Here is a 20,114-nt window from a genome sequence, read left to right as displayed (position 1 = left end):
CTGCCGGATGAAGACTGCCATCAAGCTCGTGGCGGGCAATTCAAACCGCGCCCTCGCCGAAGCCATCGGCGCATATCTGGAGGTGCCGCTCGCCAAGGCGCAGGTCCGGCGGTTCGCCGACATGGAAGTGTTCGTCGAGATTCAGGAAAACGTCCGCGGCCAGGACGTCTACGTGATCCAGTCAACGTCGTTTCCGGCCAACGACCACCTCATGGAGCTCCTGATCATCTCGGACGCGCTGCGCCGCGCGTCGGCCCGGCGCATCACGGCCGTGCTGCCTTATTTCGGCTACGCCCGCCAGGACCGCAAGGCGGGGCCGCGCACGCCGATCTCGGCCAAGCTCGTCGCCAACCTTATCACCCAGGCGGGCGTCGATCGCGTGCTGACGATCGATCTGCACGCCGGCCAGATCCAGGGCTTCTTCGACATCCCGACCGATAACCTTTTCTCCGCGCCCGTGATGGTGCGCGACGTCAAGGAGCGGCTGGACCTCAGCAACGTCATGGTGGTGTCGCCGGACGTCGGCGGCGTGGTGCGCGCCCGCGCGCTGGCCAAGCGCATCGATGCGCCCCTGGCGATCGTCGACAAGCGCCGCGAGCGGGCCGGCGAGAGCGAAGTGATGAACATCATCGGCGACGTCACCGGCCGCAGCTGCATCCTGGTGGACGACATCGTCGATTCGGGCGGCACGCTCTGCAACGCCGCCGACGCGCTGCTGGCCCATGGCGCCAAGGAAGTCTACGCCTACATCACGCATGGCGTATTGTCGGGCGGCGCCGTGGCGCGCATCGCGGCCTCCAAGCTTAAGCAGCTCGTGCTTACCGACTCCATTCAGCCGACAGAGGCCGTGAAGGTGGCGCGCAACATTCGCGTTATTTCGGTCGCGAGTCTGCTCGGCGAAGCCATCCAGCGCACCGCGCTGGAAGAGAGCGTGTCGAGCCTGTTCGACTAAGCGCTTCCAGCCTGGGCGCTCGCGCATTAATTCGGTGTTCACCGCGACTTTGCCTGGGCGTCTCGGCCTGCTCCGCCTTGCCGCTGGCGGGCTTTTCCGCTATAGCGCGCACGCGTCCGCCAGACACCCCTGGAGGCACGGACGCGAGAGCTTGGGCCGCCGCGATGCGGCCCTTCGTCATGAAGGATCGATCCAATGTCCACTTCCGTGAAGCAGCTGACGGCTGCCAAGCGCGTTCAGGGCGGCAAGGGGGCCGCACGCGCCGTTCGTCGTCAGGGCCAGATTCCCGCCGTGATCTACGGCGGCGGCGATGCGCCCGTCTCCATTTCGCTCGACCAGAAGATCGCCAGCCAGCTGATCTTCGCCGGTCACTTCCTGACCACGCAGTTCGACATCGACGTCGACGGCGAGAAGAGCCGCGTGCTCCCGCGCGACTACCAGCTCGACCCGGTCACGGACCGCGTCATGCATGTCGACTTCCTCCGCCTGCGCCAGGGCCAGCAGATCCGCGTCGACGTGCCGGTGCACTTCTCGAACAGCGAAGCGTCGCCTGGCCTGAAGCGCGGCGGCACCATGAACGTCGTTCGGCATACAGTCGAACTGTTCGTTCCGGCCGATAACATCCCGGCTTCGCTCGAAGCCGACCTCACCGGTCTCGAGATCGGCGACAGCCTCCATATTTCGGCGATCAAGCTGCCGGACAACTGCCGCCCGGTGATCAACGACCGTGACTTCACGGTTGCGACCATCGTGGCTCCGTCCGGCCTCAAGGAGGCCGACGCCGATGACGCCGCCGCCGCTGCCGCTGCCGCAGCTTCGGCCGCAGCCGCCGGTAAGCCCGCGGCCAAGAAGTAAGCGGACGGCTTCGGCCGTTCCGTTCTGCGGCCGGGCCTTGCGCCCGGCCGTTTTCGTTAGGCGGGCACGTCCCGCGCGGGTGATCCATGCTGCTTTTCGTCGGCCTCGGCAATCCGGGCTCGCGCTATGCGGGCAACCGGCACAACATCGGCTTCATGGCCGTGGACGCAATCGCGCGCCGCCACAAGGCCGCGCCATGGCGCCGGCGCTTCCAGGGAGAGGCCACGGAGGCCACGATCGGGGGCGAGCGCGTGGTGCTGCTGAAGCCCGAAACCTTCATGAACGAGAGCGGCCGCGCGGTAGGCGAGGCCCTGCGCTTCTTCAAGATCGCGCTGAAGGACGTGGTGGTGTTCCACGACGAGCTCGATCTCGCGCCGTCCAAGCTGCGGGTGAAGCTCGGCGGCGGCAACGCCGGCCACAATGGCCTTCGGTCCATCACGGCGCTATGCGGCAATGACTACCGCCGCATCCGCATGGGCATCGGCCACCCGGGCGACAAGGCGCTGGTGCACGCCTATGTGCTGAGCGACTTCGCCAAAACGGAGCGCGACTGGGTGCAGGATCTCTGCAACGCCTGCGCGGACAACGCCGAGTTGCTGGCCTCTGGCGAGGACCCGGCCTTCCAGAACAAGATCCATCTCGCCATGGAAGGCCGCGGCTGGGGCGACGTGAAGGGGATCAAGGACCGGGATTGAGCCGGGCTGGCTTGCTTTTCGGACACTTCCCACCCACAACGCGGGTCACCATCGCGACCCCGAACGGACCGGACCACCATGGGCTTCAAATGCGGCATCGTCGGCCTGCCGAACGTCGGCAAGTCGACCCTCTTCAACGCGCTGACGCAGACCGCAGCCGCGCAGGCGGCGAATTATCCGTTCTGCACCATCGAGCCGAACGTGGGCGACGTGGCGGTGCCGGACCCGCGGCTCGACACGCTTGCGGCGATCGCGGGCTCAGCGCAGATCATCCCGACGCGCATCACCTTCGTGGACATCGCCGGCATCGTGCGCGGCGCGTCCAAGGGCGAGGGGCTGGGCAACCAGTTCCTGGCCAACATCCGTGAGGTCGACGCCATCGCGCATGTGGTGCGCTGCTTCGAGGACGGCGACATTACCCACGTGGAAGGCAAGGTTGACCCGCTCGCCGACATCGAGACCATCGAGACCGAGCTGATGCTGGCTGATCTCGAGAGCCTGGAAAAGCGCGTGGTCGCGCTGGAGAAGAAAGCCCGGGGCGGCGACAAGGAAAGCAAGGAGCAGCTCGATATCGTGCAGCGCTGCCTCAAGCTGCTGCAGGACGGCAAGCCGGCCCGCCTGGTGGAGCGTCGGGCAGAGGAAGAGCGCACCTTCGGTATGCTGAACCTGCTCACCGCCAAGCCGGTTCTCTACGTGTGCAACGTCGAGGAAGCCGCCGCCCATGACGGCAACGCGTTTTCTGAAAAGGTGTTCGCGCGCGCCAAGGAGGAGGGCGCCGTGGCGGTCGTGGTGTCGGCCAAGATCGAGAGCGAGATCGCGGTGCTGGCCCCCGAGGACATGAAGGAATACCTGGAGGCCGTGGGCCTCGACGAGCCCGGCCTCAATCGCGTGATCCGCGCCGGCTACGATCTCCTGCACCTGCTGACCTATTTCACGGTGGGCCCCAAGGAGGCGCGCGCCTGGACCATCACCAAGGGCACCAAGGCCCCGGCGGCGGCGGGCGTGATCCACACCGACTTCGAGAAGGGCTTCATCCGGGCCGAGACCATCGCGTATCCGGACTACGTGGCCAACAAGGGCGAAGCCGGAGCGCGCGACGCCGGCAAGTTCCGGCTGGAAGGCAAGGAGTACGTCGTGGCCGATGGCGACGTGCTGCATTTCCGGTTCGCGAACTGAGGCTTCCGAACGGGTGAGGCGCAACCCTCTCCCGTGAAGCGAGGGAGGGCGGGGTGAGGCGGCCGCCCCGCCGCAAAACGCCGGAGGATGATATTTGCCTCGGCGCCATCTGTCGGCTCGCGCCGACATCTCTCCCCGCCTGCGCGGGAGAGAGTTGCGCGGCTCCCTTGCGCCAACGCAGCTTGTGCCAATGGCCGGGCTCCGGCATTTTCTCCGCTAGGCCAACGGCCCCAAGAGCCCGCCACGGAGGATCGATGCCCCGCCTTACCTACGACAGCTTCGAGCCTGGCGCCGTGACCACCTACGGGTCCTATCCGGTGACCCGCGAGGAGATCATCGCGTTCGCGAGCCAGTACGATCCCCAGCCGATGCATCTCGACGAGGCGGCGGCGGCCGGCACCCTGCTCGGCGGGATCGGCTCTTCGGGGTGGCACACGTGCTCGATGCTGATGCGCATGCTCTACGACAACGTGCTGGCGGATTCGACCGGCATGGGGGCGGGGGGCATCGATGAGGTGAAATGGAAGCGGCCGGTGCGGCCTGGCGACATGCTCAGCATCAGGCAGACCGTGCTCGACAAGCGGCCTTCCAGCCGCGGCGACCGGGGCTATGTGCGGTTCCGGTTCGAGGTGCTGAACCAATCAGGTGACGTCGTGCTGGAGCAGACCAACAGCATCATCTTTGGCGTCAGCCGCCCGGAGGCCGCATGAGCGCCGCAACCGCCAAGCCGGTTTGGCTTGAAGACCTCGTAATTGGCGCGCGCGAGGCGCTGGGCTCGCACACGTTTACGGCCGATGAGATCAAGACGTTCGCGGCCGCGTATGACCCGCAGCCCTTCCATATGGACGAGGAAGCCGCCAAGGCGAGCCATTTCGGCGGGCTTTGCGCTTCGGGCTGGCAGACGGTCGGCATCTGGATGCGCCTGCGCATCGCCGCGCAAAAGCGGATCAACGAAGAGTTGCGCGCTGCCGGGCTGCCGATCCCGGGCTTTGGGCCGTCACCCGGTTTTCGGGAGTTGAAGTGGCTCAAGCCGGTCTATGCGGGCGACACCATCTCTTACGATTCGACGCTCCTTGAGGCGCGCCCGACTGCCTCACGCCCGGGATGGGGGCTTGTGCAGCACCTGAACGGCGGAACCAACCAGAATGGCCAGCGCGTAATGGAATTTATCGGCATCGCGTTCTGGGAGCGGCGGCCTCAAGGCTGAAGGTCTAGCGGCCACTTCCTGTCCGCTCGCCGCTGGTGAGCAGGAGGGTCGCAAGCGCGTCCCTGTAACGGGCTGCAGCCGCTTGCAGCCGCCGCTGCTCGTCCGGCCAGCCCCCATGAGCGTTGGCCGCCATGCTCCACCAGCCAAGCTGGAACGCGGCGTAACAGGGCGTGAGGAAGCGGACGAGATCGGGCGAGACATCGTGCTCGGCCGCGGCGGCTACCTCCGCGCGGAGCCGAGCCACGGCGTCGGGGCTAAGCGCAAACTCCACGCCGGCTCCTGCGACGTCCCACGCAATGTCCTGACAGCCGACGAGATCGTGCGCGAAGGCATGATCAATCGCATCCGTCTTCAGCACAGAGCCATCGCGGGTCACGATCCACTCATGGGCATGCAGCCGGTTGTCCGTCACAACGGGCCGCACATGGCGTTGCAGCGCTGCGGCGCCACGGCGGTATGACTCCACGGCGCTGTTGGCGTCGGGACCGAGCGCCTCGATGGCGTTGATCTCCAGCATGTGGGCGAGCTGTTCCAGCGATGCGCCGGCGGTTGGCGCGGGGAACATGCGCGCGCGGAAACCGAGATATGACGCCAGCCGCCGGTCGAACGCCTGGTCATGCGCCTCGGCGGGTTGCAGGATGCGAGCATCGTCGCGCCAACGCTCGATCAGGAAGCCATGGGCCCAGCCGGCGGGCTCCGGACAAAAACCCATCCCGGCAAGCGTTCGCGCGCGCGGAAGCGCCGCAGCGCCAAGCGCGTCGACGCCGCTGAACTTGGCGAGCCAGGATCGGCCGCCGGCGCGAACGCGGTACTTCAGCCGCTCCTGCCACGCATTCACGGCAGGCCAGTCAGCGGACGCCAGAGTTTCGCGCCAGCGGCCGCCGGAGAGATCCTCCAACGGCCCCTCGGGCGAGCCGACCACCCCCGCAATCCAGCGTTCGAGCCGGTGATCGGGGCTGGATGGGGCGCGTACGAGCTCGTCGAAGGTCACGCAGTGTTTTCGCGCTGTGCGCCACCAGTCCCGACGCTCCGCGGGCACCGCCGCGCCGGGTTCGCCGGCATGGCTGGGAAACAGGTGGATCCGGCCCCGCGCGACGCCCCGGCTCTCCAGCCAGCGCGCCGCGCCTGCGAAGGAGCTGCCGGACAGGCCTGGACCTTCGTCGACAATCGCGAATTGCGCATCAGGGTCGGCGAGCAAATTCGCGGCGGTGTCCGGTCCCGGCTCAACGGCTCGCCCAAAGGGGTCGCCCTGCGGCCGCAGCGTTAGCGGCGTCCCGACTTTGGCGCCGGCCGCCACCATGGCGGCGAGGCCTGTGCCGATGCTGCGCAGCCCGATCACGCGCAGGCCATGCCCGCCTTGCAAGGCGCGGGCGGCGGCGCCGAACGCTTCCGGGTACAGAGCGTAATAGGCGTAGCCCTCGCCACGCTTGCACGTCACCTCGGAAGGGATCGTTTCGGCGTGGAGGGGCGGCCACGGACGCTCGGGGCCGGGATCGCCCGCGAAACCGTTCGTCCAGGAGCTCAGCACCTCGGCGGCCATTTGGCGCAAATGGTTCATGACCGTCGTGGTGGCCTTGCCGGGCTGGTCGAGCCCGCTGGCCTGCGCCTCGGCGTCCGCGACGCCCTGCGCGAGTTCGGCCGTTGCGATGAAGGCCTGAACGAGGGCGGAGTGGCGCGGCAGCCCTGGTCCGGCCGCGCGGGCCTGCGCCCACGCGCGCCCGAGTTCGGCCCACTCGGCCGCGGGGGCGACCCGTCGAACCACGTCCCCATACACCAGCACGCGTCGCCTCCGGCGGCCGTCGCGGCCTCCGACCACGCCGCCCTCGTCAACGCGAAAGGGCCGCCGCGGTTACGCCGCGACGGCCCTTAGTTCGATCGGAGGCGGACCGTTCAGGCCGCCTTGGACTTCGGCTGCACTTCGGCCGAGTAGTCGTCCAGCATGGCGCGCGAGATCGCGCCGGGCGTAAAGCGATAGGGACCGACCTCGGACACGGGCGTGACCTCCGCGCCGGTGCCGCAGATGAAGCATTCCTCGAAGCCGGCCAGCTCCTCCGGCATGATGCGGCGCTCGATCACCTCGATGCCGCGCCGCTTGGCGAGGTCGATCACGGTGCGGCGCGTGATGCCGTCCAGGAAGCAATCGGCGATCGGGGTGTGCAACGCGCCGCCTTTGGCGAAGAACACGTTGGCGCCGGTGCACTCGGCCACCCGACCCTGCCAGTCGAGCATCAGGGCGTCGGCGTAGCCCTTCTTCTCGGCCTGGTGCTTGGAGATCGTGCAGATCATGTAAAGGCCCGCCGCCTTTGAGTGGCACGGCGCGGTCTTGGGGTCGGGGCGGCGATACTCGGCGATGTCGAGGCGGATGCCCTTCATCTTTTGCTCGACGTCGAACATGGACGGCCAGTCCCACACGGCGATCGCCACGTGGATGGTCGAGTTCTGGGCCGCCACCGCCATCATCTCGCTGCCGCGCCAGGCCACGGGGCGCACGTAGCAGCTCTGGAAACCGTTTTTGGCCACGACCTGCGCCTTGGCGGCGTCCAACTCGGCCACCGAGTACGGGATCGTGAAATCGAGGATCTCGGCGGACCGACGGAACCGCTCTGAATGCTCGGTCGACTTGAAGATCTGGCCGCCATAGGCCCGCTCGCCCTCGAACACCGAGGACGCGTAGTGCAGGCCGTGCGAGAGTACGTGCAGCTTCGCGTCCGCCCAGGGAATCATCTGGCCATCGAACCAGATGAAACCTTCACGCTGATCGAACGGAATCACGGACATGATCTTTCTCCTTGGATATCGCGGCTCGGCACGGCGACAGCGAAGCTTTGATGCGCATTCGCCCTGCTTGCGGTTCTTTCCTTTCGCCGCGAGGCCTTGACGAGTAACAATCAAGCTGGGATATGTCAACATCACTGACATATCCCCATTCAGGTTGCACGCCACCGATGCAGACAGCCCTCGAAATGCGCAGCAAGCCCGTGGCGGATCATACGCCGGATCGGCCGCTCTACGACCTGATCGAGCTGTTCTTTTTCGCCTACCGCGACTTCGTCGGCGATCCCGACCGGATCCTCGAGCAGTATGGCTTCGGCCGGGCGCACCACCGCGTGCTGCACTTCGTGGATCGCAATCCAGGCCTCACGATCGCGGCGTTGCTCGACATCCTGCGCATCACGAAGCAGAGCCTCAACCGCGTGCTGAAGGAGTTGCTCGAAAAGGGCTATGTGGAGCAGCGCGCGGGCCTCACCGACCGGCGCCAACGCCTGCTGTACCCCACGCCGAGAGGCAAGGCCTTGGCGGTGGATCTCGCACGTCTACAGACCCAGCGCATCGCCCGGGCGCTCGAGGAGACCGGCCTGGACGCCGAGGCGGCCGCCAAGCGCTTCCTGGCCGCCATGATCGAGCCGGCCGAGCGGCCCACGGTCGCGCGCCTGTCGCATCACGACGACGAGGACGGCGCATGAGCCGCGGCGCCGCGCCTCCGGCCGACGACGCGCCGCACGTCCTGGTGGTGGACGACGACCGGCGTCTGCGCGACCTGCTGGGCCGATTCCTGTCCGAGAACGGCTACCGGGTGACCACCGCGCAGGACGCCGTCGAGGCGCGCGCCCGCATCGCCAACTTCCTGTTCGACGTCTACGTGCTCGACATCATGATGCCGGGCGAGAACGGCTTCGATCTGGCCCGCTGGATTCGAGAGAGCTCGACCACGCCGATCCTGATGCTTACCGCCCGGGCCGACGCGAAAGACCGCGTGAAGGGGCTTGAAATCGGCGCGGACGACTATCTGCCCAAGCCGTTCGAACCGCGCGAACTACTGCTGCGCCTCAAGAACATCATCCGGCGTCAGGCGCCCGCCGCAGCGGCGGCGCCGACCCCCACGACGCCCGAGGTGGTGCGCTTCGGGCCGTTCACGTTCCGGCTCGACCGGGGCGAACTGCGGCAGGATGACGAAATCGTCCGCATCACGGATCGCGAACGCGAGATGCTGACCGTGCTCGCCTCGCGCCCCGGCGAGACGGTGCCGCGAGAGGACCTCGCGGGATCGGGCGAGGTCTCCAACGAGCGCACGGTCGACGTGCAGATCAATCGCCTGAGGCGTAAGATCGAGGCGGACCCGGCCAACCCGCTCTTGCTGCAGACGGTGCGCGGCATGGGTTATCGCCTGTTTTTGGACTGATCCGAGCGCCCCCTGGTGAAATTGAGCAGCGGCATCCAGAACAGCCCGGTCTTGCGGCCGCCCGCAGCCATCTGGCGCCGCATGGCCCGATGGGTGGGCAAGCGCATGCCCAAGGGGCTGTTCGCCCGCGCGCTGATCATCATCATCGCCCCGATGGTGATCCTCCAGTCCGTGCTTGCCTACGCGTTCATGGAGCGGCACTGGCAGACCGTGACGCGCCGGCTCTCGGCGGCCGTCACGCAGGACATCGCGGCCCTGATCGACGTCGCCGAGAGCTATCCGCAGGACAAGGACTACGAGACCCTGGGCCGCATCGCGAGCGATCGCCTGGGCCTCGACATCGAGATGCTCCCGGCGGGCCCGCTGCCGCCGCCAGCGCCCAAGCCGTTCTTCTCGATTCTCGACAGCACTCTCTCGCGCGAGATCCGGACGCAGATCGGCCGGCCCTACTGGATCGACACTGTCGGGCGATCCAACATCATCGAGGTTCGCATTCAGCTGGAGAAGGGCACGTTGCGCGTCCTGACCCGGCGGTCGCAGGCCTATGCGTCGAACTCGCACATCTTCCTGATGTGGATGCTCGGCACCTCCTTCGTGCTGCTCAGCATAGCGGTCGCGTTCTTGCGCAATCAGATCAGGCCCATCCTGAAGCTCGCGGCCGCGGCCGAGAGCTTCGGCAAGGGGCGGGACACCGATTTCCACCCGCGGGGCGCCCGCGAGGTGCGGCAGGCCGGACATGCATTCATCGAGATGCGGCGGCGCATCGAGCGCGCGATGGACCAGCGCACCGCCATGCTGAACGGCGTCAGCCATGACCTGCGCACCATCCTGACGCGGTTCAAGCTTTCGCTGGCGCTGATGGACGAGGACGCGCCGGAGCTCGACGCTCTCAAGAAGGACGTCGACGAGATGAGCCGCATGCTCGAGGCCTACCTCGCCTTCGCACGCGGCGACGCCGGCGAACAATCGTCCCCCACCGACATGGGCGCTCTGCTGGAAGAGTTGAAGGCAGACGCCGAGCGTCAGGGCCACGCCACCGACGTGGTGGTCAGCGGCGACCCGGTCGCGACCGTGCGGCCCGACGCATTCAAGCGCTGCATCGCGAACCTCGTCAACAACGCGGTACGGCATGGCGACCGCATCGCCATCACGGCGACGCGCGACCCGCGCTGGCTCACCGTCATGGTGGATGACGATGGGCCGGGCGTGCCTCTGGATCAGCGGGACGAAGTTTTCAAGCCCTTCGTGCGGCTCGACGAAGCGCGCAACGTCGACGAAGGCGGCACCGGCCTTGGGCTGGCTATCGCGCGCGACATCGCCCGCTCGCATGGCGGGGACGTGGCCTTGGCCGACAGCCCGCTCGGCGGGCTGCGGGCCGTGGTGCGGGTGCCGGTGTAGGCGCTTAGATCGCGGCCGCGCCGGCTTCGTCGCCGGGGTAATCCTCCTCGTCGCGCGGCGCGCGGCGGCGCTCGCGAAAGTCGCGGCCGCTGCGTGCGGCGCGGTCGAAGAAAGCCCGGAACGGCGCTGTGACGCGGCAAAGGTCGCCGAGGCCCTGGAGGAAGCGTCCGCCACGGGCGAGCTCCCTGTCGAGGGTCGCCATCGTGCGGGCGAGACCCGGGTCGTCGTCATGCAGCCAGGTGTCGAGAACGCGGGCCCAGACCAGAACCGCGCCCTGCACCTTCACGGGGCCGAGCTGGTCGCTCGTGTCAACCCCGGCGGAGGCCAGCATGAAGCGCATAGAGTTGGACGCCAGCTGGTTCATGGCGGCGAGCGACAAGGGATCGCGCCGCATCGCGGGCGCAATCCGCCGCAGGGCTTCGCGGTATGGCGCCATCGCGTCAAGGCGCCGCATCATAACGTCGAAGACGCGCTCGCGGGCTCCCTCGTCGGCGAGGTCGTCGCTCGCGCCGTCCAGCACGATCTTATCGATGCGGCGGGCCAGGCCGCCCAGCACCGCGCCCTTGGACGGAAAGGCGTCGCGGAATTCCGACAGGCTCACGCCGGCGCGTTCGGCGATGTGGCGGATTTCGATCTCGTCCCAGTCACGCTCGGCGGCGAGCGCCATCAGGGCGTCCACGATGCGATCGCGCGGGGAGCCGCCAGAGGGTGGGGCGCCAGCGGTCCCGGGCGTCGTCGCGGCGGCGTCCGCCGCTGCGGTCGGATCGGTCTTGCGATTGGGCTGCCTGGCCATGGGGCTCTCCGGATCAAGCTGCTGAGCGGGTCAACCCTTTAGATAGGGCGTGGGGGGCGCTCCGTCCAAGGGACGCAGGCGCGCAGGGTCAGCCGCTCAGCTCTTCGGCGCGCTTGCGGGCGGCCGCGACGGCGTCGCGCATCAGCGGCTCGAGGCCGTCGCCGGCCATCAGCACGGAAAGCGCCGCCGCGGTGGTGCCGCCCGGAGAGGTGACGTTCTCGCGCAAGGTCGAGGGCGGGAGGTCCGATCGGTGCAGCAGTTCGCCGGCGCCCTCCACGGTGGCGCGGGCGAGGCGCTCGGCGAGGTCGGGCGGCAGGCCCTGCGCGGCGCCTGCCTTGGCGAGGCATTCTGCGAGGTAGAACACATAAGCGGGGCCGGAGCCCGAAACGGCCGTGACGGCGTCGATCAGGTCTTCGCTCTCCACCCATTCGACGTGGCCTACACCGCGCAGCAATGCATTCGCGACCTCGCGCTGCCTGTCGCTCACCTCGGGGCTGCCGGCGCATCCGGTGACGCCGCGTCCAACCGATGCGGGGAGGTTCGGCATGGCGCGGATGACAGCCCTGGCGGCCGGGAGGCGCGACATCAGATCGCCCAGCGTCTTTCCGGCCAGAATGGAAATCACGAGCGTGTCGGCGCCGGCGAGGTGCGCGATCTCGGGCGCGGCATCTTCGAGCATCTGAGGCTTGATCCCAAGGACCAGCACTTCGGGCGTCTCGACCTGTGAGACGGGCGGATTGAGAGTGACGTCGTGCCGCTCGCAAAAGGCCACCAGGCCCATATTGGCGTGCGGGTCGATGACGGTGACGCAGTCGCCCGAGAGGCCGCCACGGAGCCAGCCTTCGAGCATGGCGCCGCCCATCTTGCCGCAACCGACGAGAACCAGGGACGAGGGCAGGGTGGCGGACATGACGGCGACCTCGATGCGACCGCCCGACGCAGGCGGCATACCGTTATCGCCGAAGCTTCCGAGGTCTGTCGAGTGGCCGGGCCAGATCGGCGATCGTCGCGGTCAGGCGTGTCCGACGGTTTCGAACATCGCGCCTTCCATAGCCTCGCGCGGGGATTTGCCCGCCCAGAGCACGAACTGGAAGGACTGGTAGTAGCGGTCGCAAGCCTGGGTGGCGACCTTGAGCAGCGTCTCGCACTGGCGGCCGTTCGGCTCAGCGCCGCCAGCCAGCAGCAGCGAGTGGCGGAACATCACCACGTCCTCGCTGGGCCAGAGGTCGAAATGCCCTACCCAGAGCTGCTCGTTGATCAACGACACGAGTTCGAGCATGTCGGCGCGCCGCCGCGGCGGAATCTTGAGATCGAACGCGCAGGCGATGTGCAGCGCTTCCAACTCGTCCAGCCACGTAAATGCGATCTGGTAATCGCCCCAGGAGCCCGCCACCGCCACCGAGATCTCATTGACGTCGGCGCGGTCGAACGACCAGTCGTGCACGCTCGCGAGTCGCTCCACGATGTCGAGCGGATGCTCGTTGCGTTCGACGATCTCGATTTCCATGGCGGACATGCCGTTCCCCGGTTGGGGCGTTTCGACCGCAATAAGAGAGTCTTAGCAACTCTCTGGATTCACGCGGCGAATCACCTCTCATCTCGACGATACAGCGCGCGAGTCACGCCGCACAACGAGCGAGTTGGACCGTCATGGATTCGGCGCCGCGGCGCAATTCGCGGCGCCTCTCCGTCCACAACCGATGAGACGGAAAGCCCGCTTTCAGAGCTCCGCGGCCGCGTCTCCGCTGGCGGCGCCGCCCAATCTGGCTTCCAGCGCGGCGATGCGGGCCGCCAATCGCTCGTTCTCGTCACGCGCCATAATCGCCATCTCGCGGACGGCCTCGAACTCCTCGCGGGTGACGACGTCCATGTCGCGGATCATGCGCTCGAACTGGGCCTTCACGACGCCCTCGGCCTCGCGGCGCACGCCCTGCGCCATTCCGGCCGCGTCCGTGAACAGGCGCGCCACGTCGTCCAAGATGCGGTTCTGGGCCATGCTGTGCTCCTCTGGCTGCTTCCGCCCCGATGGACGGCCGCGCGTGGCGGCTCCATAGCACGGGGCAGGACGCGTTGCAGCAGCGCGCCGCCCTTGACCACCCGCCCGCAGGGCCCCATTCAGGCGGCCCGCGGCCATGCCGCGTCCGGAGCCGACGATGCCCCTCTTCGCGATTCCGTTTCCGGTGATCGACCCCGTGGTGATCAGCGTCGGCCCTCTGGCGATCCGCTGGTACGCTCTCGCCTATGTGGCCGGGCTGGTTCTCGGCTGGCTCGCCATGCGCAAGCTGTGCGAGGCGAACGACCTTTGGGCGCCGAGCCAGAAACGGCCGAGCGTGACCGATCTCGACGACCTCCTGGTGTACGCGGCGCTCGGCGTCGTGCTCGGCGGGCGCATCGGCCACGTGCTGTTCTACGGCTTCGACTACTACCGCCAGAACCCGCTCGAGATCCTGCAAGTGTGGCGCGGCGGCATGGCTTTTCATGGCGGCTTGATCGGCGTGCTGCTGGCGATCGCGCTGTTTGCCTACCGGCGCGGGTTGTCGACGCTCACGGTGCTGGACCTCTTTGCCGTGGTGGCCCCGATCGGGCTCTTTTTCGGCCGCATGGCGAACTTCATCAACCAGGAGCTCTGGGGACGTCCCACCGACGTGCCCTGGGCGTTCATCTTCCCGCGCGCCGACGACCTGCCGCGGCACCCAAGCCAGATCTATGAAGCCCTTACCGAAGGCGTCCTGCTGCTGATCGTGGTCGGGTTCGTGGCGCGGCGCACGGGCTTTCGTCGCCCCGGTTTGCTCGCCGGCGTGTTCGCCATCGGGTACGCGCTAGCGCGCAGCTTCTGTGAGTTCTTCAGGCAGCCGGACGACAGCGAGGTGATCAATTCGGTGCTGACCATGGGGATGGTGCTGTCCACCCCCATGCTGGTGGCTGGAATCGCGCTGCTGATCAACGCGCTGCGCCGGCCGGCGCTGGAGCCGGCGGCCCCATGACGCCGCTCGGCCGCGAGATCGCCGCGCTGGTCGCCTCGGAGGGCCCCATCAGCGTGGCGCGCTTCATGGCGCTCTGCCTGGGCGACCCGCGCCATGGCTACTACATGACGCGCGACCCGTTCGGGGCGGCGGGCGACTTCGTGACCGCGCCCGAGGTCTCGCAGATGTTCGGCGAGCTGATCGGGCTGTGGTGCGCAGACACCTGGAGCCGCATGGGCGCGCCCGGCGTCGTGCGCCTCGTGGAACTCGGCCCGGGCCGAGGCACGCTGATGGCCGACGCGGCGCGGGCCGCCCGCGCGCTGCCGCCGTTCCGCGCAGCGCTGGACATTCATCTGGTCGAGACGAGCCAGGCGCTGCGGAAGATCCAGCGTGCGACCCTGGAGGCGGGCGGGATATCGGCGACCTGGCACGAACGCATCGAGACGGTCCCGGATGGGCCCGCGCTGGTCGTCGCCAACGAGTTCTTCGACGCCCTGCCGATCCGGCAATTCGTGCGCGCCCCCGATGGATGGCGCGAGCGGCTTGTTGGTCTTGGTGACGGGGGAGGGCTCGCTTTCGGGCTGTCGCCGGAGCTGGCGCCGTCGCTGGCCGGCGCGGCTGGGCCGCTCGGGGCCATCCTGGAGGTCGCCGAGGAGGGCGCCGGCGTGATGCGAACGCTGGCGGCCCGCGTCGCGCAGTGCGGTGGGGCCGTGCTGGCGATCGACTACGGCCACACTCGCACCCAGCCGGGCGAGACGCTCCAGGCGGTGCGGCGCCACGCGTTTGTGGATGCCCTCGCCGAGCCAGGGGAAGCAGACGTCACCGCCCATGTGGATTTCGCAGCGCTGGCGCGTGTCGCCGCGCAGAGCGGGGCGGCCGTCCACGGCCCGGCCACGCAGGGCGCCTTCCTGCGCGCGCTCGGGCTCGCGACCCGCGCGGACACCTTGCGTCGAAACGCCTCGGCCGAGGCGGCGGCCGGGATCGACGCCGCCGTGGATCGGCTGGCAGGCGGGGGCGCCGGCATGGGCGAGTTGTTCAAGGTTCTGGCTGTCGCGGATCCGCGGCTAGGCCCGCTCGCCGGATTTGACACCGAGGCGCCGCCGGCCTGAGCCTTGCGCCGTCCGAATCGGAACCTGACACCCATGATGATCACCGCCCCCGCGCTTGCGTCGCCCGGCATTCGCCACGCCTTCTTCACCCGGCAGGGCGGCGTTTCGGATGGCATCTACACGAGCCTGAATGGCGGCCTCGGATCCGACGACGACAAGGCCGCGCTGACCGAGAACCGGCGGCGTATGGCGGAGGCGCTGGGCGTGGGGCCTGACAACCTCGTCAACGTGCATCAGGTGCACTCGCCGGACGTGGTGGTGGCGGATGGGCCGTGGCCGGCCGAGCGGCCGAAAGCCGACGGGCTCGTCACCAATCGTCCGGGCGTCGCGCTCGCGATCTCGACGGCCGATTGTGGGCCGGTGCTGTTCGCCGACCCCAAAGCGCGGGTCGTGGGCGGCTGCCATTCAGGCTGGAAAGGCGCGTTCACGGGCGTGCTGGAGTCGACGCTCGCCCGCATGGAGGAACTGGGCGCGCGTCGTGAGCGCGTCACGGCGGTGCTGGGTCCGATGATTTCGGCCGCGGCTTATGAGGTCGGTCCGGAATTCGTCACGCGCTTCACGGCGCAGAGCCCCGACAATGCCCGCTTTTTCGCGCCGAGCGCCAAGCCCGAGCACGCGATGTTCGATCTGCCGGCCTATATCGCGAGCCGCATGGCGGCGGCCGGGGTGGGTCGTTTCATCGACCTGAAGCTCTGCACCTATGCGGATGAAGAGCTTTTCTTCAGCTACCGCCGCACCACGCATCGCGGCGAGCCGGACTACGGCCGGCTTATCTCGGCGATCGTTCTGGAAGGGTGAGCCGTACCTTTCGCTTCAGCGGAGTGGCGCGGCTCACGCGAAATCGGGGGTGCGCCACCCCAGGTGCTGGCCGGCGTCAACCGCGAGCGTCTGGCCTGTGACGCTGGGGGCGCGAGCGAGGTACAGCACCGCGTCCGCAATCTCGGCCGGATCAACGCCATGTTGCAGCGGTACGCCCGCGATCTCACGTTTCAAGCCGTCGTCGCCATCATGGACGTTGGCGAGCGTTGGGCCGGGCGCCACGCCGTTCACCCGGATTCGCGGCGCAAGAGCCTGCGCCATCGTGGTGGTGGCGACGTGCAGCGCGGACTTGGTGAGCGAGTAGGAGAAGAAGCTCGGGTTTGGCCGCAGCACCCGCTGGTCCAGAAGGTTCACCACCGAGGGGTCGCCGCCGTCAGGGGCCTGCCTGGCGAAGGCTTCGGTCAGAAAAACGGGGGCGCGGAGGTTGACGGCGAAATGGGCGTCCCAAAGCACCGGGTCGAGCCCGCCGAGCGCGTCTCCATCGAAACGCGAGGCGCTGTTCACGAGCAGGCTCACGGGCCCAAGCGCCGCGTTCGCGGCCGTGATAATCGCCGCAACCTCGGCCAGCGCCGCGAGATCGGCCTGCAGCACCGCCGCGCGTGCGCCGGTGCGGCCGAGATCGGCCGCGAGCGCGTCCGCGTCCTCGCGGGACCGGCCGCAATGGATGGCGACATCATAACCGGCTTCGGCCAGCCGGCGCACGATGGCGGCGCCGATGCGCCTCGCGCCGCCGGTGACGAGCGCGACAGGGCGTTTCAAAGGCGCCCGTCCTTTCGTGCCTTCAGCCGCTGACGCAACTCGATGTGCTTGGCGACGCGCAGGTAGCGGTAGAAGGCGAAGTTCATGGCGGTCATAAAACCGTAGGCTCCCCGCAGAAAATGGCGGCGGCCGAAATAGGCCTTGATGAAGTTGGCTGGAAATTCCAGCACCAGCCTCACCATGCTGATCGTCTCGCCTCGGGCCGCAAGGTCGTCTACGAGCGCGTCTGTGTAGCGGTTCAGCTTGGCCATCTGGTCGCCCAGCGAACGCACCGAGAAATGGTGGATCGTGCCACGCAGCTTGGCCACCCGGGCGTCGGGGACGAGGTCCACCCGGTCATGCACCGGCGACGGATTGTAGGTTCCCTTGGTCCTGCGATAGAGCCGCACCGGCGCGAGTGCGTAGGCGAAGCGATGCGGCGCGCCCTCGCCCGGGAAGATCTCGGCGATGCGGACCTTGTAGGCGTCCGCGTCCGGTTCTCCCATGGCGAAAAGCGCCCGAATTTCTTCGGCGAGATCGGGCGGGACGACCTCGTCGGCGTCGACGTTCAGCATCCAGTCGTGGCGGCACAGCGTCTCGCCGAAACGCTTCTGGAGACCGTAGCCCTCGAAGGGGTGCTCCACCACGCGCGCGCCGCTGCGGGCCGCCACCGCGAGGGTGTCGTCGGTCGAGCCGCTGTCGATCACGATGACGTCGTCGCTGATGGTCCGCACGGCCTCGATCGTCCGGCCGATACGGTCGGCCTCGTTTTTCGCGATCACGAAGACGGACAAAGGGGGCTTGGCGGCTGTCATGGCGGTTGGGAGTGCCATGTCCGACGACCTTGAACAAGGCCTCGCCTGGAGGGATCGTGGCGGCGCGGCGGCGGCGCCACAACCGGGCCTCATGCATTTAGGAAGTGTTTACGTTAAGGAATGCTTCATCTGTGCTACCGGAGGGTTAATGAAGTCCTTCCAGCTTCATGGAATATACACCCTGAAACTCAGCTTCGATTAACATTACCGATCATCAAGTCTATTGCCTTCGTTCAAGCAGGTCGCAACGCCGACCGCGAGCAAAGGATGAGTATGATGTCGGTTTCACGCACGATCGTTCCGGTCGCCATGTTGCTGGCCCTTGCGGCCACCGGCCGCGCGCAGGCCGCGGACCTGCCGAGCCGGCGCGACCCCTATGTGGCCACGGGCTATGCGGCTCCGGTCCCGACCTGGCAGGGCCTTTATGCGGGCGTTCACGCCGGCGGCGGCTTCGGCAAGGCGGGCCCGACCAACACGTCCGGCTTGGTTGCGGGCGGCCAGGTTGGCTACAACCTCCAGATGAACAACTTTGTCGCCGGCGTCGAGGCTGACCTCAGCGCCTCGGGCATCCGCAACAACAGCTACACGGACAAGACGCGCCAGAAGTGGCTGGGCAGCGCCCGCGCCCGCGTCGGCTACGCGGTCGGCAACGTACTGCCTTACGTGACGGGCGGCGTCGCAATGGCGACCACCGAGATCAAGGGCATCGGCGGCAAGAGCGACGGCACCCATGCGGGCTATGCGGTCGGCGCTGGCGCCGAGATGATGATGAGCCCGAACGTCACCGTGCGCGCCGAATACCTGCACTACGGCCTCGGCGACGCGACCTACCCGTCGCCGCTCCTCGGCCCCGTGAAGGTGGAAAACAGCATCAACGTGATCCGCGCCGGCGCGAACTACAAGTTCTAGTCTTCGCTGGTCGAGACCGCGATCGAGGCCCGGCTCCACGCCGGGCCTTTTTCGTGACGCCGTCACGCGTCAAGCACGACCAGGTTCACGGCCTTCGGGCCCTTGCCCTTCTTGTCCGGCTCGATCTCGAACGCGACCTTCTGCCCCTGGTCGAGCGCCGGCAGACCCGATTGCGACACGGCCGTGACATGAACGAAGATGTCCCGACCGCCATCGTCCGGCTTGATGAAGCCGTAGCCCTTCTCGGAATTAAAGAATTTTACCACGCCCTGTTGCGTCATCACCGTCAGCTCCCGTCTCGGGCCGGCCTGCGCGCACCGCGCAACGAACCACTCGCGCCCGAGGGAACACGAATCCAGGGTCGAACCGCATTGCCCGAGGTTCGCCCCATGGAGCTAGACAGCACTCATCGCCCGCTCAGCACGTATTGCCCAAACTGTCCTCGAAACCACCGCCCGGTTCAAGTACACAGCTGTGTTAAACAGTTCTGATGACCTATGGCGAAAGACGGATTAGTGATCGCTCCTATGCGAATACGTCGTCGATCGGATTAATCCATCTGATCAGTATGCGAGGTCTCTTCGACGAGCCAATCGCAGCGAAAAAGGCCTGAGCCTTTGCGGGCGAGCACCTGCGTCAGGGCGGGGCCGAGCACCTGCATCTCGTCCATGAGCGTCCACGGTGGATTGACGATGACCATGCCGCTGCCGGCCAGCAAGTCGCCCGTGCGGGCGATGGGCTCGCGCAGGAGTTCGATGCGGAGGATCTTGCGGATGCCGCTTGCCTGCATGGCTTCATAAAACGCGTCGCGCTCTGCCGCGTCCTTCACCGGAAACCAGGCCATGTAGATCCCGGTTCGCCATTTGCTCCACGCCTTCGCGAGCCGGTCCGCCATGCGGTCGAACTCGCCCGGCTCCTCGAAGGGCGGGTCGATCAGCACCAGGCCCCGCTTCTCCGGCGGCGGCACATAGGCGTTCAGCGCCGTCCAGCCGTCGAGTTCGATCACCTTCGCGCGGCGGTCCTTGCCGACCGCGTCGGTGAGGCGCCTCACGTCCTCGGGGTGCTTTTCGATGAACACCAGGCGATCCTGCGCCCTGGCCAGCGCGGCCGCGATCAGGGGTGAGCCCGGATAGGCGGCATCGCCGTGAAAGGCGCGGACCTCCCGGATGGCCTGCACATATGGCTCGATCAGGGGCGCCGCTTCGCCGGTCAGCGGCTTGGCTTCAAGCCGGCCAATCCCCTCCCGCCATTCGCCCGTCTTGCCGGCCTGGACGCCGGCCAGATCGTAGCGGCCGATCCCCGCATGGGTGTCGATGACCCGGAATGCGGCGGGCTTTTGGGCGAGGTGGACGAGGATGCGGGCCAGCACGGCGTGCTTGAGCACGTCGGCGAAGTTTCCGGCATGAAAGGCGTGGCGGTAATTCATGCCGCCACAAGGGGCATTTCGCGCTCCGGGTCAACAATCGCCGGAGGGGGAGGGCGGGAGAGCCCTCCCCGCAGCGGGT

At 67.7% G+C, this 20,114-nt stretch carries 23 protein-coding genes; 13 read left to right on the top strand and 10 right to left on the bottom strand.

The genetic code is table 11. The annotated features are described in order from the left end of the window. The first annotated feature begins 7 nt into the window (after window positions 1–7). From IEV99_RS18825 to IEV99_RS23815, 6 genes are all read left to right on the top strand, one after another. On the top strand, window positions 8–952 hold the full coding sequence (locus IEV99_RS18825; protein ID WP_188519248.1) for a ribose-phosphate pyrophosphokinase: 945 nt from the start codon (window positions 8–10) through the stop codon (window positions 950–952). Window positions 953–1,147: 195 nt separating this feature from the next. After that, complete coding sequence (locus IEV99_RS18820; RefSeq protein ID WP_188519247.1) at window positions 1,148–1,807, top strand: 50S ribosomal protein L25/general stress protein Ctc; 660 nt, start codon at window positions 1,148–1,150, stop codon at window positions 1,805–1,807. 86 nt (window positions 1,808–1,893) lie between these two features. Continuing rightward, entirely contained in the window at window positions 1,894–2,502 is a 609-nt protein-coding gene (gene pth / locus IEV99_RS18815; RefSeq protein ID WP_188519246.1) for an aminoacyl-tRNA hydrolase, read from the top strand. Window positions 2,503–2,580: 78 nt separating this feature from the next. Beyond that, complete coding sequence (gene ychF / locus IEV99_RS18810; protein WP_188519245.1) at window positions 2,581–3,678, top strand: redox-regulated ATPase YchF; 1,098 nt, start codon at window positions 2,581–2,583, stop codon at window positions 3,676–3,678. Window positions 3,679–3,932: 254 nt separating this feature from the next. Next, window positions 3,933–4,388, top strand: a complete 456-nt coding sequence (locus IEV99_RS23820) for a MaoC family dehydratase (RefSeq protein ID WP_244643931.1) — start codon at window positions 3,933–3,935, stop codon at window positions 4,386–4,388. Further along, entirely contained in the window at window positions 4,385–4,885 is a 501-nt protein-coding gene (locus IEV99_RS23815) for a MaoC family dehydratase (RefSeq protein ID WP_244643930.1), read from the top strand. The genes IEV99_RS23820 and IEV99_RS23815 overlap by 4 nt, the downstream gene beginning before the upstream one ends. Window positions 4,886–4,889: 4 nt before the next feature. On the opposite strand, the gene IEV99_RS18800 is transcribed toward IEV99_RS23815, so the two are convergent. Together IEV99_RS18800 and IEV99_RS18795 are read right to left on the bottom strand one after the other, a co-directional pair. Next, window positions 4,890–6,665, bottom strand: coding sequence for a hypothetical protein (locus IEV99_RS18800; protein ID WP_188519244.1), 1,776 nt, complete (start codon window positions 6,663–6,665; stop codon window positions 4,890–4,892). Between the two features lie 110 nt (window positions 6,666–6,775). Further along, window positions 6,776–7,663, bottom strand: a complete 888-nt coding sequence (locus IEV99_RS18795) for a branched-chain amino acid aminotransferase (RefSeq protein ID WP_188519243.1) — start codon at window positions 7,661–7,663, stop codon at window positions 6,776–6,778. A 185-nt stretch (window positions 7,664–7,848) separates the two neighbouring features. Between IEV99_RS18795 and IEV99_RS18790 the strand changes: the two genes are divergently transcribed. From IEV99_RS18790 to IEV99_RS18780, 3 genes are all read left to right on the top strand, one after another. Further along, window positions 7,849–8,349, top strand: coding sequence for a MarR family winged helix-turn-helix transcriptional regulator (locus IEV99_RS18790; RefSeq protein WP_244643983.1), 501 nt, complete (start codon window positions 7,849–7,851; stop codon window positions 8,347–8,349). Continuing rightward, window positions 8,346–9,065 carry a response regulator gene (locus tag IEV99_RS18785; RefSeq protein ID WP_188519241.1) on the top strand — a complete coding sequence of 240 codons (720 nt, stop codon included), beginning with the start codon at window positions 8,346–8,348 and terminating at the stop codon, window positions 9,063–9,065. The genes IEV99_RS18790 and IEV99_RS18785 overlap by 4 nt, the downstream gene beginning before the upstream one ends. An 81-nt stretch (window positions 9,066–9,146) precedes the next feature. Then, window positions 9,147–10,463: an ATP-binding protein gene (locus IEV99_RS18780; RefSeq protein WP_188519743.1), complete on the top strand. Its 1,317-nt coding sequence runs from the start codon at window positions 9,147–9,149 to the stop codon at window positions 10,461–10,463. A 4-nt stretch (window positions 10,464–10,467) separates the two neighbouring features. On the opposite strand, the gene IEV99_RS18775 is transcribed toward IEV99_RS18780, so the two are convergent. From IEV99_RS18775 to IEV99_RS18760, 4 genes are all read right to left on the bottom strand, one after another. Next, window positions 10,468–11,256 (bottom strand): TetR family transcriptional regulator, encoded by a 789-nt coding sequence (locus IEV99_RS18775; RefSeq protein ID WP_188519240.1) that lies wholly within the window; start codon window positions 11,254–11,256, stop codon window positions 10,468–10,470. A gap of 88 nt (window positions 11,257–11,344) precedes the next feature. After that, window positions 11,345–12,166 (bottom strand): pyrroline-5-carboxylate reductase, encoded by an 822-nt coding sequence (proC, locus tag IEV99_RS18770; protein ID WP_188519239.1) that lies wholly within the window; start codon window positions 12,164–12,166, stop codon window positions 11,345–11,347. 102 nt (window positions 12,167–12,268) lie between these two features. Then, complete coding sequence (locus IEV99_RS18765; protein ID WP_188519238.1) at window positions 12,269–12,772, bottom strand: type III secretion system chaperone family protein; 504 nt, start codon at window positions 12,770–12,772, stop codon at window positions 12,269–12,271. A 204-nt stretch (window positions 12,773–12,976) separates the two neighbouring features. After that, the gene (locus IEV99_RS18760) at window positions 12,977–13,252 is read right to left on the bottom strand and encodes an accessory factor UbiK family protein (protein ID WP_188519237.1); all 276 of its coding nucleotides are present in this window, start codon (window positions 13,250–13,252) and stop codon (window positions 12,977–12,979) included. Between the two features lie 157 nt (window positions 13,253–13,409). Here IEV99_RS18760 and lgt point away from each other — a divergent pair, with 157 nt between their 5' ends. From lgt to pgeF, 3 genes are read left to right on the top strand one after another with little or no spacing between them, the layout of a single operon-like run. Next, window positions 13,410–14,240 (top strand): prolipoprotein diacylglyceryl transferase, encoded by an 831-nt coding sequence (gene lgt / locus IEV99_RS18755; RefSeq protein WP_188519236.1) that lies wholly within the window; start codon window positions 13,410–13,412, stop codon window positions 14,238–14,240. After that, window positions 14,237–15,328, top strand: coding sequence for a class I SAM-dependent methyltransferase (locus IEV99_RS18750; protein ID WP_188519235.1), 1,092 nt, complete (start codon window positions 14,237–14,239; stop codon window positions 15,326–15,328). Before lgt ends, IEV99_RS18750 begins: the two co-directional genes overlap by 4 nt. Before the next feature lie 33 nt (window positions 15,329–15,361). Next, window positions 15,362–16,126 (top strand): peptidoglycan editing factor PgeF, encoded by a 765-nt coding sequence (gene pgeF, locus IEV99_RS18745; RefSeq protein ID WP_188519234.1) that lies wholly within the window; start codon window positions 15,362–15,364, stop codon window positions 16,124–16,126. 33 nt (window positions 16,127–16,159) lie between these two features. Here the strand turns inward: pgeF and IEV99_RS18740 are convergent, their stop codons facing one another. Both IEV99_RS18740 and IEV99_RS18735 read right to left on the bottom strand, forming a co-directional pair. Continuing rightward, window positions 16,160–16,906, bottom strand: a complete 747-nt coding sequence (locus IEV99_RS18740) for an SDR family oxidoreductase (protein ID WP_188519233.1) — start codon at window positions 16,904–16,906, stop codon at window positions 16,160–16,162. Then, window positions 16,903–17,718, bottom strand: a complete 816-nt coding sequence (locus IEV99_RS18735) for a glycosyltransferase family 2 protein (RefSeq protein WP_244643929.1) — start codon at window positions 17,716–17,718, stop codon at window positions 16,903–16,905. The genes IEV99_RS18740 and IEV99_RS18735 overlap by 4 nt, the downstream gene beginning before the upstream one ends. A 258-nt stretch (window positions 17,719–17,976) precedes the next feature. Between IEV99_RS18735 and IEV99_RS18730 the strand changes: the two genes are divergently transcribed. Further along, window positions 17,977–18,609 (top strand): outer membrane protein, encoded by a 633-nt coding sequence (locus IEV99_RS18730; protein WP_188519232.1) that lies wholly within the window; start codon window positions 17,977–17,979, stop codon window positions 18,607–18,609. Between the two features lie 62 nt (window positions 18,610–18,671). Here the strand turns inward: IEV99_RS18730 and IEV99_RS18725 are convergent, their stop codons facing one another. Together IEV99_RS18725 and IEV99_RS18720 are read right to left on the bottom strand one after the other, a co-directional pair. Beyond that, window positions 18,672–18,890, bottom strand: a complete 219-nt coding sequence (locus IEV99_RS18725; RefSeq protein WP_188519231.1) for a cold-shock protein — start codon at window positions 18,888–18,890, stop codon at window positions 18,672–18,674. Window positions 18,891–19,159: 269 nt separating this feature from the next. Beyond that, window positions 19,160–20,035 (bottom strand): 23S rRNA (adenine(2030)-N(6))-methyltransferase RlmJ, encoded by an 876-nt coding sequence (locus tag IEV99_RS18720; protein ID WP_188519230.1) that lies wholly within the window; start codon window positions 20,033–20,035, stop codon window positions 19,160–19,162. Window positions 20,036–20,114: the final 79 nt, after the last annotated feature.

Source organism: Alsobacter metallidurans, from assembly GCF_014636935.1.
GTDB lineage: Bacteria > Pseudomonadota > Alphaproteobacteria > Rhizobiales > Beijerinckiaceae > Alsobacter > Alsobacter metallidurans.
The sequence above is the reverse complement of the archived record's forward strand: the minus strand, read 5'-3'. Positions and strand labels throughout refer to the sequence as shown.

What these genes read in the sequence shown, in the direction of transcription:
- IEV99_RS18825 (WP_188519248.1), top strand. Translation starts at nt 8, where the DNA reads ATGAAGACTGCCATCAAGCTCGTGGCGGGCAATTCAAACCGCGCCCTC.
- IEV99_RS18820 (WP_188519247.1), top strand. Translation starts at nt 1,148, where the DNA reads ATGTCCACTTCCGTGAAGCAGCTGACGGCTGCCAAGCGCGTTCAGGGC.
- pth (WP_188519246.1), top strand. Translation starts at nt 1,894, where the DNA reads ATGCTGCTTTTCGTCGGCCTCGGCAATCCGGGCTCGCGCTATGCGGGC.
- ychF (WP_188519245.1), top strand. Translation starts at nt 2,581, where the DNA reads ATGGGCTTCAAATGCGGCATCGTCGGCCTGCCGAACGTCGGCAAGTCG.
- IEV99_RS23820 (WP_244643931.1), top strand. Translation starts at nt 3,933, where the DNA reads ATGCCCCGCCTTACCTACGACAGCTTCGAGCCTGGCGCCGTGACCACC.
- IEV99_RS23815 (WP_244643930.1), top strand. Translation starts at nt 4,385, where the DNA reads ATGAGCGCCGCAACCGCCAAGCCGGTTTGGCTTGAAGACCTCGTAATT.
- IEV99_RS18795 (WP_188519243.1), bottom strand. Translation starts at nt 7,663, where the DNA reads ATGTCCGTGATTCCGTTCGATCAGCGTGAAGGTTTCATCTGGTTCGAT.
- IEV99_RS18790 (WP_244643983.1), top strand. Translation starts at nt 7,849, where the DNA reads ATGCGCAGCAAGCCCGTGGCGGATCATACGCCGGATCGGCCGCTCTAC.
- IEV99_RS18785 (WP_188519241.1), top strand. Translation starts at nt 8,346, where the DNA reads ATGAGCCGCGGCGCCGCGCCTCCGGCCGACGACGCGCCGCACGTCCTG.
- IEV99_RS18780 (WP_188519743.1), top strand. Translation starts at nt 9,147, where the DNA reads ATGGCCCGATGGGTGGGCAAGCGCATGCCCAAGGGGCTGTTCGCCCGC.
- IEV99_RS18775 (WP_188519240.1), bottom strand. Translation starts at nt 11,256, where the DNA reads ATGGCCAGGCAGCCCAATCGCAAGACCGATCCGACCGCAGCGGCGGAC.
- proC (WP_188519239.1), bottom strand. Translation starts at nt 12,166, where the DNA reads ATGTCCGCCACCCTGCCCTCGTCCCTGGTTCTCGTCGGTTGCGGCAAG.
- IEV99_RS18765 (WP_188519238.1), bottom strand. Translation starts at nt 12,772, where the DNA reads ATGTCCGCCATGGAAATCGAGATCGTCGAACGCAACGAGCATCCGCTC.
- IEV99_RS18760 (WP_188519237.1), bottom strand. Translation starts at nt 13,252, where the DNA reads ATGGCCCAGAACCGCATCTTGGACGACGTGGCGCGCCTGTTCACGGAC.
- lgt (WP_188519236.1), top strand. Translation starts at nt 13,410, where the DNA reads ATGCCCCTCTTCGCGATTCCGTTTCCGGTGATCGACCCCGTGGTGATC.
- IEV99_RS18750 (WP_188519235.1), top strand. Translation starts at nt 14,237, where the DNA reads ATGACGCCGCTCGGCCGCGAGATCGCCGCGCTGGTCGCCTCGGAGGGC.
- pgeF (WP_188519234.1), top strand. Translation starts at nt 15,362, where the DNA reads ATGATGATCACCGCCCCCGCGCTTGCGTCGCCCGGCATTCGCCACGCC.
- IEV99_RS18735 (WP_244643929.1), bottom strand. Translation starts at nt 17,718, where the DNA reads ATGGCACTCCCAACCGCCATGACAGCCGCCAAGCCCCCTTTGTCCGTC.
- IEV99_RS18730 (WP_188519232.1), top strand. Translation starts at nt 17,977, where the DNA reads ATGTCGGTTTCACGCACGATCGTTCCGGTCGCCATGTTGCTGGCCCTT.
- IEV99_RS18725 (WP_188519231.1), bottom strand. Translation starts at nt 18,890, where the DNA reads ATGACGCAACAGGGCGTGGTAAAATTCTTTAATTCCGAGAAGGGCTAC.
- IEV99_RS18720 (WP_188519230.1), bottom strand. Translation starts at nt 20,035, where the DNA reads ATGAATTACCGCCACGCCTTTCATGCCGGAAACTTCGCCGACGTGCTC.